Below are 15347 nucleotides of genomic sequence, written 5' to 3' on the forward strand. Positions count from 1 at the left end.
TATATATATAGAATAAAAACACAACTTTTTTAGAGTACCTTGGCCTGAAATTAAGAATTCACCGAACGAAGCTTTTTCAAATACAATCGTCATTTTGAAAAAAACAGGTGAAATGAAAAGCCATTCGACCGGATTTTGAGTTAATCAAACGTGTAAATCGGTGTCATCAGCCTTTGCAACTGATCGGTCTAAAAAGCGGCTGTAGTGGCTTAAAAGCGGTATTTGTTCGAATTAGGGGTAAACTTTTTTTAGCCACCACCCCAGGAATACCTATCCAACGCAGTACCAGATTATTACGGCTTCTTTGATTGACCAAAAACTGTTTAGACGGTGGACCGTTGCCTAAATTCTTCAGTGAACAAATTCTTGATTTAAGTTAGTGAAGTTGTATTTTGCCAACGAAACAAAAATAACTGTACGTATGCACAGACTTATCCGACTCATGGCGGGCATTGCGTTCCTACATGCGGGTACGACGTTCACCTATGCACAACAAGGCGACACCCTGCGCCGAAATCAGCCTACTGATCGTTATGCCCCACGTGAACGCATCTTCAACCTCGGCCGGGGAAGCTACGCAGACACTGTTCAGCGCGCCGCCTTCAAAAGCCAGTATAGCACCCTGACGGAACTAGAAGATTGCGACACGACTTTGCAGACCTTTGCACTAGTTCGCCGTCTCTCGCCCTGGCGTGTAGGTGCCTTTGTCGGCCCTGCCTTCGCCTATTGCGGCTCGTTTGACGCTACCTTCGGTCCTAACAAACGCGATAACTCGCTATATAATGGAACCGGGGTCAACGTTACGTTTAACGCCGACTATTTCTTTTCAAAGCCTGAGCGACTGTTCAAGTTTGGTCTGAGCGCTGCGCTTGGCTACCAGAACTTCTACACCCGCAACGAATGGCGCACCGATTTCCTGAATCTGGCGACGTCGCGTGGCATCCCAACGGATCGGGTGGCGCTGCGGAACAAACCGCAGGAAGACTTCTTCCTGACGATCGGCCCCATCATTTCATGGGAGTTTGGCCGTCGGAAAAACCCCGTTCGCACGGGTGCTTTCCTGGAAGCGGCGATCCGCGGCGGTCTGTACCGCACCGAATCAGCTTTCCTGAGCGCAACCGTTCCGACGGGCGTAGCCATCACGGGTGAGCAGGTAGTTCGGGTTGTGGCACCAAGCAACCGTCTGATTCAACTGGGCAGCAACGCCTCATTGGGTGTTTTCTTCCCGATTGGCAACAACTGGAACCTGGGCGTTCAGGCGCAAGGCTACTACACCCGGCTTAACTACGTGATCGTCGACGGTGGTTCGCAGAACGTGACCAACAGCTTCTACGAATTTAGCCGCATGCACGGTGGCTTTACAGCTGGTCTGGGCCTGCGTAAGAGCTTCATCCAGAAGCGCCTGATCCCGAAAGCACCGACCTTCTGCCCAACTTGCGATTCGATTCCGCAGTTGACAGTTCGGTTCCGCAATGCACCGCTTAACGGGCTGACGCTGGTTGCCGACAGCATTCCTGATAACGTAACGGCGCCGACCATCAGCTGGCGCAGCACGACGATCAACCCGAAAAACGAAACGTTCACCGCTCGTCTGTACTTCCGTCCTGACGATCCGGCCGCTTCAGCAACGGGTGATCAGGTTATCGCACAGGCCGTTGACACGAAAGACACAACGCTGGCCTTCCCGTCGCAGTACCTGCAAAATGGTAAGCCGGTTCGTGGTTTCTACTACGTAACGGTACACAACCACGAGACAGCGCCGTGCGGCGAATGTATGAGCGAAGTAGCGACTACGAGCTTTGCCTTCTTGGGCAGCCGGATCGCACCGCTGGCAGCCGTTGGTGGTCCGTGCGAGTTCCGTCACCGCCTGGAACGCCTGGAAGTTTACTACCGCAACCCGTACACTCGTGAGGTAGCTAACGTCTGCTACTGTAACGGTCAGGTAACGTCGGTAGGTGACACGGTAACCCGTCTGCGCTACCGCACGCTGAACCGCCGTCTGGCTTCGCAGCCGTTCGAGTTCGACAGCACTGCGCTGATCCTCGACTTCCGCGAACTGCCGGGTGAACTGGCTCGTCAGCTGCAGCAGGAGAAATCAACGATCGAAAGTGGCCGTGCTATCCGCTACAAAGGCCGCCGGGTACGTCCGCAAGTGCAGTACTTCCGCGCTGTGTTCAGCGTAACGCAACTGCCATGCAACGGTCAGCCTGAGCGCGTAGTTGGTCAGTTCAATACGATCATCAGCGACAACACCTACTCGATCACTGATCTGAAGCCGCTCAACGCGCAGCAGTATCAGAAACTGACGACACCGCCTGCTCCGAAGCAACCGCGCCGGGGTGGCCGCAGCGGTCGCCGGGATGTAAGCTTCGGTACCGAAAGCACCGACAGCGATAAGTAATCGGTAAGCGCAGTCAAGAAAAAGGCCCGGATCAGACGATCCGGGCCTTTTTCTTGTTCCTGTAGCGCCCGGTTCCAGCCGGGTAGAACTGATTTAATCTATTGCCAGCACGCATACGTACCTAGTAAACTACCCGGCTGGAGCCGGGCGTTACTTATTAGATGACAGTAAAGGAAGCGATGGCCGAATACTGTTTGTAGCGTTCGTTGCGGGCGGCGCGCTGTTTGGCAAACACATACAGCGTTTGGGTGCCCCGCTGCGGAATCCGGACCCGAATCTGATAGCTGTCGCCATCGCGATTGACTGAATGAGGCACTTTGGTATAACTGGTACCGCCACGTGGCCCAACGGCGCAGTAAAACTCGACGTTCTCTTCGTTGGTGAGGTTCAGGGTCAGGCCATCGTAGGCCCGCAAGGCACCTTGCTTCGGGAAGTACGGGGTAAAACCTAGCTGGAAATAAGCGTCGTAATACTTGGGGAACCGGTCGAAATCGGACTTACTAACGGGCCGAGACAGGAGTTGCCAACGCGACTCGATAGGCAGGTGCTGCGAGACGAACGCCTGCGGATCGGTAAGGAAATAGAAATCGTTGGGTTTACCATTCAGGGCGGTCGTGCTCGCCCAGGTGATGTCGAACAGATACCAGTCGCCGTCGATCTCCACGGCATTCCACTCGTGGTCTATCCCCCCGGTAGGCCCGCCGGCCTGCGAATCAAGGTAACGCGAGTAGCCCTTTACCGTAACCGCCTTGACGCCCGCTTCAACCAACAGGTGCTTAAACAACAGGGCGAAACCTGTACAGACGGCTTTCCGGGTCTGTAAGATCTTGGCGGCATACTGGGGTTCCGACGAGTAAAGCGACCCGGTAAATACCCGATCGTCGTACTTGACATGCGACATAATCCAGGCGTAGACCGACCGCACTTTGGCAAAATCAGTACGGGCGGGGGCCGTCAGGTAAGCGCTCAACGTTTTCAGGCTTCGGGCGTTGGCTTCGGGCGTGCGCCGGGCATATGTATCGATAACTTCGTACTCACTGGGCGCCATTCCCACCGCATACGTACCTGTAGTTGGGCGAGAAGGCGTATAGGCGCTGCTCCCGGTCAAAAGCAGCGCTGCCAGCATGGCGGGTAGGGTGTACTTTCGCATAAAACAAGTCAATCACACAACCCATTAACCGCTATGTCACGTCTTTTATTGTTTACCTTTTTTTGCCTGCTGAACACAATAAATTCGCCCCATTTGCAGGCACAATCAACCCCTAAGCTCGCTACGCCCATGACCTCTTCCATGACGACACTTTCCATCAGGCTGCGGCCCGGTCAGGATCTGAAAACCGAACTCGATAAGCTGGTGGCGCAGCACCGGATCGAGGCGGGGTTGGTGCTAACCTGCGTGGGTAGCCTAACCGACGTGTCGTTGCGGTTGGCGAATCAGGAAGGGGCTACGGCCTATCACGGCCATTTCGAGATTGTGTCGCTCGTGGGTACGTTGTCGACCAACGGAAGCCACCTGCACCTAGCCGTGTCCGATTCGACGGGCCGCACCACCGGCGGGCATCTGATGGCAGGTAATATCATTTACACCACCGCCGAGATCGTGCTGGGTATTCTGCCCGGCGTTAGGTACGTTCGTGAACCCGATCCAACATTTGGCTACCGGGAACTGGTGGTGAAGAAGAAAAGCAAGTAATCTGTTTACTGGCCGTCTAGGCGAATCAAAACGGCTGCTGTACCCTGGGCCTGAACCATGGCGGATGAAAGCAGCAGCCCGTAGGGGTAATAGCAAATGGCAGGTTCGAGTTGCAGGGCTACCCAGGGCGTAATGGCATACTGAAACGTCGATTGCAGCCCAAATCCAGCGCTGATGTTGGGGCCTATGCTTGCTTCAGGCAGTATGGGCAACTGGTTTCCCTGGCGGTCGAAGTACTGTTTGTTACCCCGCTTCAGTAAAGTCTCAATAGCAAGGCTCCCTCCCAGATACCAGTGAAACCGGCCGTTGGGGAGTATCCTATACGCTACACCAACAGGCATCGACAACACCGACAGATCGGTGTTTGTGCGAACCACATCATTGTAAATATTAGGAAAGCCGGTGTCGATCAGGCCAGGATAAGGCACTTGCTGAAGCGATCGGCGAACGTACATGGCTTTGGCACTGATTTGCAGGCGATTGGCTTGGCAGACGCCCATAAGCCCAACGGCTGGCCCGCTGCGTACGTCGGCGGCAAAGCCCCCTTTACCGCCACCTATACCTCTATATGCTACCTGATCAATAGCCACAACTGGTCCAAGTAGCAGCGACTGTCCCGTTGGTAGTTGGGCGAGCGCAATCTGGCAGTAGGTGAGCAGGCAGTTCAGAACAAGTAACATTCGGTACATAGCGCGCAGGAACAGAAGTTTAGTGCACGAATCTAAGCATACGATCGACACACGAATGGCTACATCAGAATATTATCAACGGCCTGTAGTTTGGGCGGCAGTTCGGTTTCGCCCAGCATTTCGCGCAGGTCGATTTCGATGTTACGGCAGATGGCCGAGATAGGTACGTCGTTGATCGAGTTCTCGAACGGATTTTCCGACGTATCGCCCACCACTTCCATCGTATTGAACACCCAGGCAATCAGCGTGTAGAACGGGATTGTCAGCCAGACGTGCCAGCCGCCCACTTTAGCCATTTCGGTGATCAGACCGAAGGGTAACAGCAGAATGAACAGCCAGACGAAGATGTAGCTAAAAAACGCATACTGACGCGGAAACGGAAACGATTTGATGCGTTCGGCGGCTCCCTGCTGATTGTATAGTTCGATCAGCATCCGCTCCAGTTCGTTGTGGTACATGTCGGACAGCAGGCCCTGCGCGCGCAACTCCCGCAACTGGGCCGATTGCTGGCGAATGAGTTGCGTGGCGACGTTGGCTTTGTCCAGGTACGTTGCCGACTCGCCTTTTGGCAAAAACCGGCACAGCTCTTCATCCATCCGGCCCAGATGAAACGCCTCGATCTGCTCGATCAGTCGCAGTTCGGTGCCGTGGTGTTCCTGCCAGACGACCTTGCTCCGCAGTTGCATCCGCAAGGCATTCAAGAATGCTAGGTGCCGGTAGATGAGTTGCCGTTGGTAGTCGCGCAGGGTAGTTTCGGGGACTGGGTTGGTAGCCTGCAAATCCGTGATGTAGTCGAGCACCATAATCGCCCAGGAGCGGCTGGCGTTGGTGAGGCTGCCCCATACGCGCCGCCCTTCCCAGAGCCGGTCGTAGGCCGAGTTGTTTTTAAACCCGACATAAAACGCGACCGCCGTGCCGATGGTCGCAATAGGAATGAAGGGAACCGTCAGGAAAGGCCAGCGAAATTGAACGTAGAGGGTGACGATGGCGCCACTGTAGAGCACAAAAAACAAGACAGACTTCCAGGCAAACGGCCAGATGTGGCGGAGCGCAACACGCTTACGAGTATACATAGCAACGAGACTTGTCGTACCAATATAGGCACGTTTCGAGCGTTACGCTGCTTTTGTTGCTGGCACCGTTAGCTCCAGATCCGCCGTAATGGGCTGTCGCTATCAGCCAACCTACGCCCCTCCGGCTACGGCTTCGTTTTTGCCTAGTGTCGGCGCTGTCACGCTTGCCTTCTTCGTGCGCTTTGGCCGGGGTGCGGGGCTGGCTACGTCGGGTGGACGGATAGTGTGTTTTGCCAGAATACGTTCTTTTTCCGCCTTGCCTACGTCACTGCGCCGGGGCTGATGCAGCGTCACGCGGGCTTCGCGGCCCGTTTGTACAATGTCGACAATGGGGGCGGGATAATCCTGGCCAACGTGAAAATGGGCCATATCCTGCTCGAGAGGCGGCATCGTCCACGGCTCGTGGATGTAGGCGACGGGACAATTCGCCAGTTCAGGTACCCATTGCCGGATAAACACGCCTTCCGGATCGTGCTCCTGCGACTGTTTGACCGGATTGTAAATGCGTACAGTGTTGGTGCCGGTCATGCCCGACTGCATCTGAATCTGCGCGTAGTGAATGCCCGGCTCAAAATCGGTATACAGCCGCGCCATGTGGAGCGCGCCTTCCTTCCAGTGTTGCAGCAGATGATGGCTCAGAAACGACATGAGCATGGCCCGCATCCTGAAATTGATGTAGCCCGTGGCGGCCAGGCAGCGCATGCAGGCGTCAACCAGCGGGTAGCCAGTGTGGCCGTCGCGCCAGGCGGCGTAGTGCCCCGGATTGTCGTTCTTCTGTAGCGTATCGAACGCCCGATTCACATTTTCGAACTCCATCCGGTCTTCGGTCTCGAATTTCTGGATGAAATGGCAATGCCAGCGTAACCGCGACGCAAACGCAGTAAACTGACGCCCCAACCCCGGCGCCACCGGATGCCTCGCCGCGGCCAACTGCGCCTGAAACACCTGCCGGATACTCAGACACCCCCAGGCAATGTAGGGCGATAGCCGACTACACCCCCGGCGGCTTTCCAGGGGCTTGGAGATCGACCGGGCGTAGAGCGTGATGCGGTCGGCCAGGAAGCTGTCCATGTAGCGATGGGCATTTTGCTCGCCGCCGGGCTGAAAAAGCGGATTGGGCTGTTGCCAGTCGGGCGGCAGATCGGGGCCACGGTTGGCGTCGTACCAGGGGGCGGGCAGGTCGGCGGGGTGCCAGCGGGTTAGGTCGGGGTGCTGTTGATCGGCCCGCATCGTGCGTTGCCAGTCAGCGACCCACGTATCCCGGTTTTTCAGGCGGCGGATCACCCCGTTGCTCTGAAACTCGAGCCAGTTGATACCCTGATCACGGCAGAACCGGGCCACGGCTTTATCGCGCGCATAGGTCAACTGAAGGCCAGTTTCCTCGTGCGAAAAAATCGTGTCGATTGCTACGTGTTGCTGCAAGGCCGTCAGCACGTCGATCACCTCACGTTGAAAGAGCCAAACGCGGGGTTCGCCTTCCGGTTCGTCAATGGGCGTGGCGATTGGCTCATCATCGAACTCAAAGGGGAGCCATTCGTGGATCAGTGGCTCGGCCACCGGCCTCGTCGTTTCCCGGTCGATGCGGGGTAACTGCCGGTTCAGGTCGGCGAGGCATTCCGTCACAAATCGCCAGTGGCGCGGGTCGTAGTTGGGATCAGCCACCACCGATGGTTCGACGCAATAGAGCAGCAGCAACGGGCGCCCGGCGGCCACAGCCGCCTGGAGGGGGGCGTGGTCGCGCAGGCGCAGGTCGCGTTTAAACCACAGTACATTGATGACGGGTTGCTCAGGCATGGAGCCAACAGACCGATAGCCCGCTACGCGTTCTCTTCCGAGTCCTTGTCGCGGTTTCTTAGATTACTCTTACCCAGAAAATCCCGTTCCGGCATGCCGTCCGACTCGTCTTCGACTTCCGACGCATCGACGTCGGTGTCTTCGTTTTCACCTTTCAGGTACGTACCTGGGCCACCCACCTGCTTGTCGGGGGCCTGCCCGCTTTCTTCTCGCTCGATCATAACCTTACCTTTTCAACTTAAACTCGGCCCGCCCGAAAAGGTTAACGGGCTATTAAATCATACACATCTGCTAACCAAACGGCCCTCCAGCGAGTAATTACAGCGTAAACCATTCTACGTGCTATGGCAGAGAAGCAATTGGCCGGTCAGACGGCGCTGGTAACGGGCGCCAATTCGGGCATTGGCGCGGGTGTAGCCCAATCACTGGGGCAGGCAGGCGCCAACGTTATCGTGAACTACGTTTCAAAACCCGAAGACGCCGACGCCATCGTGGCCACCATCAAAGGCTACGGAGTCGACGCGCTGGCCATTCAGGCCGATGTATCCAAGGAAGATCAGGTGCAGGCCATGTTTCAGCAGGCCGTGGCGCACTTCGGCACCGTCGACATTCTGGTCAATAACGCCGGGTTGCAGCGCGACGCTAAATTCGACGAGATGACGCTGCAACAGTGGCAGACGGTGATCGACGTGAACCTGACGGGGCAGTTTTTGTGCGCCCGCGAGGCCATCCGCGAGTTTTTACGGCGTGGTCCCCGCCCCGAGGTATCGAAGGCCGCCGGGAAAATCATCTGCATGAGTTCGGTACACGAGCTGATTCCCTGGGCGGGCCACGTCAATTACGCCGCCTCGAAAGGAGCCATCAAAATGCTGATGCAGTCGCTGGCCCAGGAATACGGCGACCGGCAGATCCGGATCAACAGCATTTGCCCCGGTGCCATTCAGACGCCCATCAACACGGCGGCTTGGAGCACGCCGCAGGCCCTGAACTCGCTCATGACGCTGATTCCGTATAACCGCATTGGGCAGCCCGAAGACATTGGTAATCTGGCCGTTTTTCTGGCATCCGATGCCTCCGATTACATCACCGGCGCCAGCATTTTCATCGACGGCGGCATGACCGTCTTCGAAGGCTTCGCCACGGGCGGCTGATCGACGCACGCCAGTTTGGGTCGATTTAAGAGCGGGCTACCAGTCAAACGGGCGGTTGGTTTTTCGTGAAACGGAAGCCAACCGCCTACATTAATCGTTGGTTAGAACCAACCCCGGCGGTAACAACCCCACCGGCTGGTCGGTTTACAAAGAGTCAACGTACCTGAATCATGGCGAAGAAACCACAACCGACCTCTACACCAAGACCGCCACTCAATCCTGAATTAGATCGCCTCCACGAAAACGCCAAGAAAACGGTCCCACTCGAAAAATGGGGCCCTTACCTCGCCGATCGGCAGTGGGGCACGGTGCGCGAAGATTACAGCGCCAACGGCGATGCCTGGAACGCCTTTCCGCACGATCAGGCCCGCAGCCGCGTGTACCGCTGGGGTGAAGACGGGCTGCTGGGCATTGCCGACCGCCGGATGAATATCTGTTTTGGCCTGGCGCTCTGGAACGAGCAGGACCCGATTCTGAAAGAACGGCTCTTCGGCCTCACCAACTACCAGGGTAACCACGGCGAAGATGTGAAGGAGTTGTATTACTACCTCGACAACACACCGACGCACTCCTACATGAAGGGGCTGTACAAATACCCACAGGCCCGTTTTCCCTACGAATGGCTGATCCACGAGAATGGTCAACGCACCAAAAGCGACCCGGAATTCGAGATTCTGCACACCGGCGTTTTTGAAGAGGGGCGCTACTTCGATGTGTTGATCGAATACGCCAAAGTGGATTCCGACGATATCTGCATCCGGATTTCGGCCACGAACCACGGCCCAACCGCCGCCCCGCTCACCCTGCTGCCCACCATCTGGTGCCGCAACCGCTGGGCCTTTGAACCCGATTTTCAGAAGCCGACCATCAGCCGCCGACCCGAAGGCCCCACGGCGGGTAACGTGCACATTGCGCATTTCCGAACGGGCAACTATTACCTGTATTATCAGCCGACCGAGTTGTCGCTGATGACCGACAACGAGACGAACACCAAGCGCCTCTACGGGCAGCCCAACGCGACACCGTTTGTCAAAGACGCGTTTCACGAAGCCATCGCCGAACACAACGATTACCTCTGCGACCTGCTGCGCGAAAACGAAACCGGCACCAAATTCGCCCCGGTGTATCGCCTAACCATCGAGCCGGGGCAAACCCAAACGGTATCGCTCCGGCTAAGTAAGGTTATCCAGACGCAGCCCTTCGATGCCACTTTTGCGCAGGTATTTGCCGATCGGCAGCACGAAGCCGACCTGTTCTACGCCCCGCTCGCGCCCGTCAACGCCACGCCCGACCAGAAACGGATTCAGCGGCAGGCGCTGGCTGGTATGCTGTGGAGCAAGCAGTATTACCACTACGATATTCCGCACTGGCTACGCGGCGACCCCGGTCAGCCACCGCCGCCGCCCGAACGCTGGTGGGGTCGCAACCACGCCTGGAAGCACCTCAACAATGAGGATGTGATGAGCATGCCCGACAAGTGGGAATACCCCTGGTATGCGGCCTGGGACCTGGCTTTCCATACCGTTCCGCTGACGATGGTTGACCCGGTTTTCGCCAAAAACCAGCTGATCCTGCTCATGCGCGAGTGGTACATGAGCCCGGCGGGGCAGATTCCGGCCTACGAGTGGAAGTTTTCCGACGTGAATCCGCCCGTTCATGCCTGGGCCGCGCTGTCGGTGTATCGGCTCGAAAAGGCGATTTACAAAAACGAAGACGTGCAATTTCTGAAGCGGGCGTTTCAGAAATTGCTCATCAACTTCACCTGGTGGACGACCCGGCAGGATGTTGAAGAAGACAACGTGTTCAGCGGTGGGTTTCTGGGGCTCGACAACATCGGCGTCATCGACCGCAGCAACCTGCCACCCGGCTCGCGCCTCGAACAGGCCGACGCCACCGCCTGGATGGCCATGTTTGCCCTCAATATGATGGATATGGCGCTGGAAATTAGCCGCCACGACCCGACGTTTGAAGATGTGGCCACCAAATTCTACGAGCATTTTGTGCTGATTGCCGAATCGCTCAACGAGGCGCTCTGGAACGAAGACGACCACTTCTACTACGACCGGTTCTACCCCACCTACGGACAGCCGCAGACGCTCAAAGTACGCTCTGTGGTGGGCCTGACAGTGCTCTTTGCGGTGTCGATCATCAAGCGCCACAAGAGTCAACCCCTGTCTGACTTCCTGAAACGGGTGCAGTTTTTCCAGAAGTACCGCACCGTCCTCGGCCTGCCCATGCCTGATCAGCGCGTCACGCCCGACGGCGATATCCTCCTGTCGCTCGTTTCGAAAGAGCGGCTCGAAAAGCTGTTGCAGGTCATGCTCGACGAGTCGGAATTTCTGTCGCCGGGGGGCATCCGGGCCTTATCGAAATACCACGAGCAACACCCGTACCACATCGATATTTACGGCCAACGCCACTCGATTCAGTACGTACCCGGCGACTCCGACAGCGATTTGTTCGGGGGTAATTCAAACTGGCGCGGGCCCGTATGGATGCCAATCAACTACTTGTTTATTAAGGCGCTGAAGAAATACCATCAGTTCTACGGCGACAGCATCAGCGTGGAATATCCCACGGGTTCAGGCAACTGGCTCAATCTGGAACAGGTATCCGACCAGCTTGCTCAGCGGTTTGTGCGTATGTTTGAGCGCGACCCCGACGGGCATCGGCCCGTTCACGGTCCGTTCAGCCCCTTCTACCAGCGCCCCGAAAACGCCGATCTGTTGTTGTTTTTCGAGTATTTCCACGGCGATACGGGGCAGGGCATCGGGGCTAGCCACCAAACCGGCTGGACGGGCGTGGTAGCCGAACTCATCAACGACGACGCCTGGGAATGGGAATGAACGGAGGTTAGCCGTTTGGTCTTCAACTTACCCCAAACGGCTAATCCGAAACACGAAACTACGTTGACTACACTAATTATCGGCGCGGGGCTATCGGGCCTCACCGCCGCCCACCAATTACAACAGAACGGCCATAGCGTTACCCTGCTCGACAAAGGGCGCGGCGTAGGCGGTCGGCTGGCTACCCGTCGGCTCGGTCGCGATGCCGAAGCGAGTCGGGCCGACCATGGCGCGCAGTATTTCTCGGCCCGCTCGCCCGAATTGCAGGCACTGGTGCACAATTGGCAGGCGCAGGGCTTGGTGCAGGAATGGCATATTGAACAGTCGGACCCGGCATCGTTTCAGCATCCGCGCTATGCCGTAACGGGGGGCATGAGCCAACTAGCGAAACAGCTCGCGCAGGGGCTCGATGTCCGCACGGGCGAACGGGCAACGTACCTGACGCAAACCGACACCGGCTGGCAGGTACGTTGCGACAGTGGCCTGACGCTCAGCGCCGATGCCCTCCTGCTCACCCTGCCCGCCCCGCAAGCCATCGCCCTGCTCAACGAATCGGGGGTTACGTTGGCCGAAGCGGACCAACAGGCACTGACCTCCATTCACTATGAACCCTGCCTCGCCGTGATGCTCCGCCTGAACCAGCCGAGCCAACTGCCTAAGCCCGGTGGCCTGAAGTTGCCGGACGGGCCGGTTTCGTGGCTGGCCGATAATCAGCAGAAAGGCGTCTCGGAGCAACCAACCGTAACGATTCACGCCAGCCACGCCTACAGCCAACAACACCTCGACGACGCCGATTTGACCGCGCTTATCCCCGAGCTACTGGCCGCCGTGAGTGACTACGTACCGGCCGACCGCATCGTCGAGAGTCAGATGCACCGCTGGCGCTACAGCAACGCGACCAAACGCCACCCGGACCCGATGCTGGCGGCGACCCTGCCTGGCTCAGGTACGTTGCTGTTTGGCGGCGACGGCTTCGGCAACGGCAACGTCGAGGGAGCGTTTCTGTCTGGTCTGGCGATGGCGCGACACGTAACCGGACAGCGTGCGGCCTGACAGACTATTCATACCGCCTATCTGCCGTTGGTCGGCTATGTGCCGGATCGCGCTTAGCCTACTATGGCTGCTGAGCAGTGCACAGCGGTCATCGACTAGTCACCAGTTTTACCAGCAACACCAACAGGCCCTGCACCAGTTGCTGGGACAGGCGGCGACCCCAACCGAGATTCGGGCGTTGCTCGGCTACGTGCTGGATCAGCAGCATACCGACGTTGAGCCCAATCGCTATTTCCAGCCAACCCGCCCCCCGTTAGCTGTCTGGCTGGCCCGGCAGCGGGGCGACCAGGCCAGCGCCGGGCGGCTGGCCACCACCGTGGTGTACCCGTTGCTGCGGTATGTGCTCCCACGCGCCATTACACCGCCCACGCCACCGACATCACCGGCTACCCGGGTGGCTGCCGCGGCGTATCGGTATGTCGGCGTTCGGTACGGTCCGCCTACCTTCAACCCACGGACCAACCAGGGTACGCTCGACTGCTCAGGCCTGGTCAATCTGGCGCTGGCCGATGCAGGCATAATGTACCCACGGGGCGTGGGCAGTGGCGCTACGGAGGGGATCGTTAACAGTTCCCGCTTTTACGCTGTCCCAGGTAGTCCGTTGCCGGGTGATCTGCTGGCGCGGCAGCATGGGGGCGCCTGGCGCCACATCGGCATTTACGTTGGTGATGGTTACCTGATCGAGGCCCCCTACCGCGGCACCGTAGTTCGCCGGGTGGCCTACCGCCCCGAGAAATGGCTTCGCATTCTCCGGATTCGGTGAGTACGAGTTGGCTGTGGATTAGCAGGCAGGCTAATAGCGTATCAGCCCACGCAGTACCTTTGCGCCATGATTACAATTGGACGGAAGAACCGACTAACGGCCCTGCGCCTGACCAGCGTGGGTATGTTTCTGGGTGACGATGACGGGAACGACATTCTGTTACCCAACAAATACGTACCCGCCGACCTGCGCGAAGACGACGAAATCGAGGTGTTTGTCTATACCGACTCGGAAGACCGGCCCATCGCCACCACACTCCGGCCCGCCGTGGAGCGCGATCAGTTTGGGGCGTTGCAGTGCGTAGCCAATACCTCGTTTGGGGCGTTTATGGACTGGGGTCTCGAAAAAGACCTGCTCGTACCGCTTCAGGAACAGCAGGAACCCCTCACCATCGGCCGCTGGTATGTGGTCTATTGCGGCTACGACAAGCAATCTGGGCGGCTGATTGGGTCCACGCGCATCAACACGCTCATCGACGACGAAGCCCCGGATACCATCAACGAAGGCGACGAGGTGGAAGCGCTGGTGTATGAACGCACCGACCTCGGCCTGAACGCTATTGTGAACGGACAATTCAGAGGCCTGTTTTACGCCAACGAACTCTTCAAGCCACTCCGAAACGGCGACCGGCTCCGCGCCTACGTAAAACGCGTCCGCGACGACCGCCGCGTCGACCTAAGCGTACAGCCGATTGGGGTGGCCAGCCTCGAACCCAACGCCGCAACGATTCTGGCCAAACTCCGGGCGAGCGATGGCTTTTTGCCCCTCACCGACGCCTCAGATCCGCAACTCATCTACCGAGCGCTGGAAATGAGCAAGAAAGCCTTCAAAAAGGCGGTAGGTACGTTGTATAAAGACCGCAAAATCGACATCAAAACAGACGGGATTTATCTAAAGAGTGAATGATTGGTACTGACCTTCAATCGGCAAAACGTTACCTCGAAGCGGGTAACGTGGTGGGGATTCCGACCGAGACGGTCTACGGACTGGCAGGGAATGCACTAAACCCCGACGCCGTCCTCACCATTTTCCGGGTCAAGAACCGGCCCGCCTTCGACCCGCTCATCGTCCATACCGATTCGCTCGACAAAGTGCGTTCGCTGGTGACGGAGTTGCCCCCGCTGGCCGAGGCGCTGGCCGAGGCGTTCTGGCCGGGGCCGCTGACCCTGTTGCTGCCCAAACAGCCTCACGTCCCCGACCTCACCACGTCGGGGCTGCCCCGTGTGGCCGTCCGTATCCCGAATCATTCCTTGACGATCAGCTTGTTACAACAGCTTGATTTCCCGCTGGCCGCGCCCAGTGCCAATCCGTTTGGCTACATCAGCCCAACCACGGCCTGGCACGTCGAGCAGCAACTGGGCGATCAGGTGCCTTATATTCTGGATGGTGGCCCGTGTGGCGTCGGGCTTGAATCGACGATTGTCGGCTTCGATACCGATGGCGAACCAACCGTTTATCGGCTGGGCGGGCTGGCGCTCGAAGCGCTGGAGGCCGTCGTGGGTCGGTCCTTTCGGGTGCAAAGCCATTCGGCCTCCAACCCGTCGGCACCGGGTATGCTCAGCAGCCATTACGCCCCCCGCAAGCCCACGGCTTTGCTGAACGACGCGGCTGGGTACGTTGCCAGTCCAACGGCTGGAGCCCTCGTTTTCAACGATTATCTGCCCAATATCCCGACAGAACAACAGTTGCGCCTCTCGCCCACTGGCGACCTGAACGAAGCCGCCAAAAACCTGTTCAGCTACCTCCGGCAACTCGATGCCATGCCCGTCGAACGCATTTATATTCAGCCCGTTCCGGACGAAGGCCTGGGCCGGGCCATCAACGACCGCCTTCGCCGGGCGGCAGCGTAAAGAACCTTTATGGTTTGATGTGTACCATTTAAGG

13 protein-coding genes are annotated in these 15347 nt (G+C 57.8%); 8 read left to right on the top strand and 5 right to left on the bottom strand.

Annotated elements, in window-relative coordinates; translation table 11 throughout:
- The first annotated feature begins 421 nt into the window (after window positions 1–421).
- Window positions 422–2401 (top strand): hypothetical protein, encoded by a 1980-nt coding sequence (locus tag FAES_RS21105; protein ID WP_015333215.1) that lies wholly within the window; start codon window positions 422–424, stop codon window positions 2399–2401.
- 157 nt (window positions 2402–2558) lie between these two features.
- Here the strand turns inward: FAES_RS21105 and FAES_RS21110 are convergent, their stop codons facing one another.
- Window positions 2559–3551, bottom strand: a complete 993-nt coding sequence (locus tag FAES_RS21110) for a transglutaminase domain-containing protein (RefSeq protein WP_015333216.1) — start codon at window positions 3549–3551, stop codon at window positions 2559–2561.
- A gap of 141 nt (window positions 3552–3692) precedes the next feature.
- Here FAES_RS21110 and FAES_RS21115 point away from each other — a divergent pair, with 141 nt between their 5' ends.
- Window positions 3693–4094, top strand: a complete 402-nt coding sequence (locus FAES_RS21115) for a PPC domain-containing DNA-binding protein (RefSeq protein ID WP_041258264.1) — start codon at window positions 3693–3695, stop codon at window positions 4092–4094.
- 5 nt (window positions 4095–4099) lie between these two features.
- On the opposite strand, the gene FAES_RS21120 is transcribed toward FAES_RS21115, so the two are convergent.
- From FAES_RS21120 to FAES_RS21135, 4 genes are all read right to left on the bottom strand, one after another.
- Entirely contained in the window at window positions 4100–4783 is a 684-nt protein-coding gene (locus FAES_RS21120) for a hypothetical protein (RefSeq protein ID WP_015333218.1), read from the bottom strand.
- Between the two features lie 59 nt (window positions 4784–4842).
- Window positions 4843–5856, bottom strand: coding sequence for a bestrophin family protein (locus tag FAES_RS21125; protein ID WP_015333219.1), 1014 nt, complete (start codon window positions 5854–5856; stop codon window positions 4843–4845).
- A gap of 111 nt (window positions 5857–5967) precedes the next feature.
- Window positions 5968–7650 carry a cryptochrome/deoxyribodipyrimidine photo-lyase family protein gene (locus FAES_RS21130; RefSeq protein ID WP_015333220.1) on the bottom strand — a complete coding sequence of 561 codons (1683 nt, stop codon included), beginning with the start codon at window positions 7648–7650 and terminating at the stop codon, window positions 5968–5970.
- Window positions 7651–7673: 23 nt separating this feature from the next.
- Window positions 7674–7871: a hypothetical protein gene (locus FAES_RS21135; RefSeq protein ID WP_015333221.1), complete on the bottom strand. Its 198-nt coding sequence runs from the start codon at window positions 7869–7871 to the stop codon at window positions 7674–7676.
- Window positions 7872–7994: 123 nt separating this feature from the next.
- Between FAES_RS21135 and FAES_RS21140 the strand changes: the two genes are divergently transcribed.
- The 6 genes from FAES_RS21140 (at window position 7995) to FAES_RS21165 (ending at window position 15313) form a co-directional block, all read left to right on the top strand.
- Window positions 7995–8801: an SDR family oxidoreductase gene (locus FAES_RS21140; protein ID WP_015333222.1), complete on the top strand. Its 807-nt coding sequence runs from the start codon at window positions 7995–7997 to the stop codon at window positions 8799–8801.
- 170 nt (window positions 8802–8971) lie between these two features.
- A complete protein-coding gene (locus FAES_RS21145; protein ID WP_015333223.1) occupies window positions 8972–11647 on the top strand; it encodes an MGH1-like glycoside hydrolase domain-containing protein in 2676 nt (891 codons plus the stop codon).
- A gap of 63 nt (window positions 11648–11710) precedes the next feature.
- The gene (locus FAES_RS21150) at window positions 11711–12700 is read left to right on the top strand and encodes an NAD(P)/FAD-dependent oxidoreductase (protein WP_041258267.1); all 990 of its coding nucleotides are present in this window, start codon (window positions 11711–11713) and stop codon (window positions 12698–12700) included.
- 37 nt (window positions 12701–12737) lie between these two features.
- Window positions 12738–13463, top strand: a complete 726-nt coding sequence (locus tag FAES_RS21155) for a C40 family peptidase (RefSeq protein WP_015333225.1) — start codon at window positions 12738–12740, stop codon at window positions 13461–13463.
- 66 nt (window positions 13464–13529) lie between these two features.
- Window positions 13530–14369 carry a CvfB family protein gene (locus FAES_RS21160; RefSeq protein WP_015333226.1) on the top strand — a complete coding sequence of 280 codons (840 nt, stop codon included), beginning with the start codon at window positions 13530–13532 and terminating at the stop codon, window positions 14367–14369.
- Window positions 14366–15313 carry an L-threonylcarbamoyladenylate synthase gene (locus FAES_RS21165; RefSeq protein ID WP_015333227.1) on the top strand — a complete coding sequence of 316 codons (948 nt, stop codon included), beginning with the start codon at window positions 14366–14368 and terminating at the stop codon, window positions 15311–15313. The genes FAES_RS21160 and FAES_RS21165 overlap by 4 nt, the downstream gene beginning before the upstream one ends.
- Window positions 15314–15347 lie beyond the last annotated feature (34 nt).

The organism is Fibrella aestuarina BUZ 2 (genome assembly GCF_000331105.1).
Classification (GTDB): domain Bacteria; phylum Bacteroidota; class Bacteroidia; order Cytophagales; family Spirosomataceae; genus Fibrella; species Fibrella aestuarina.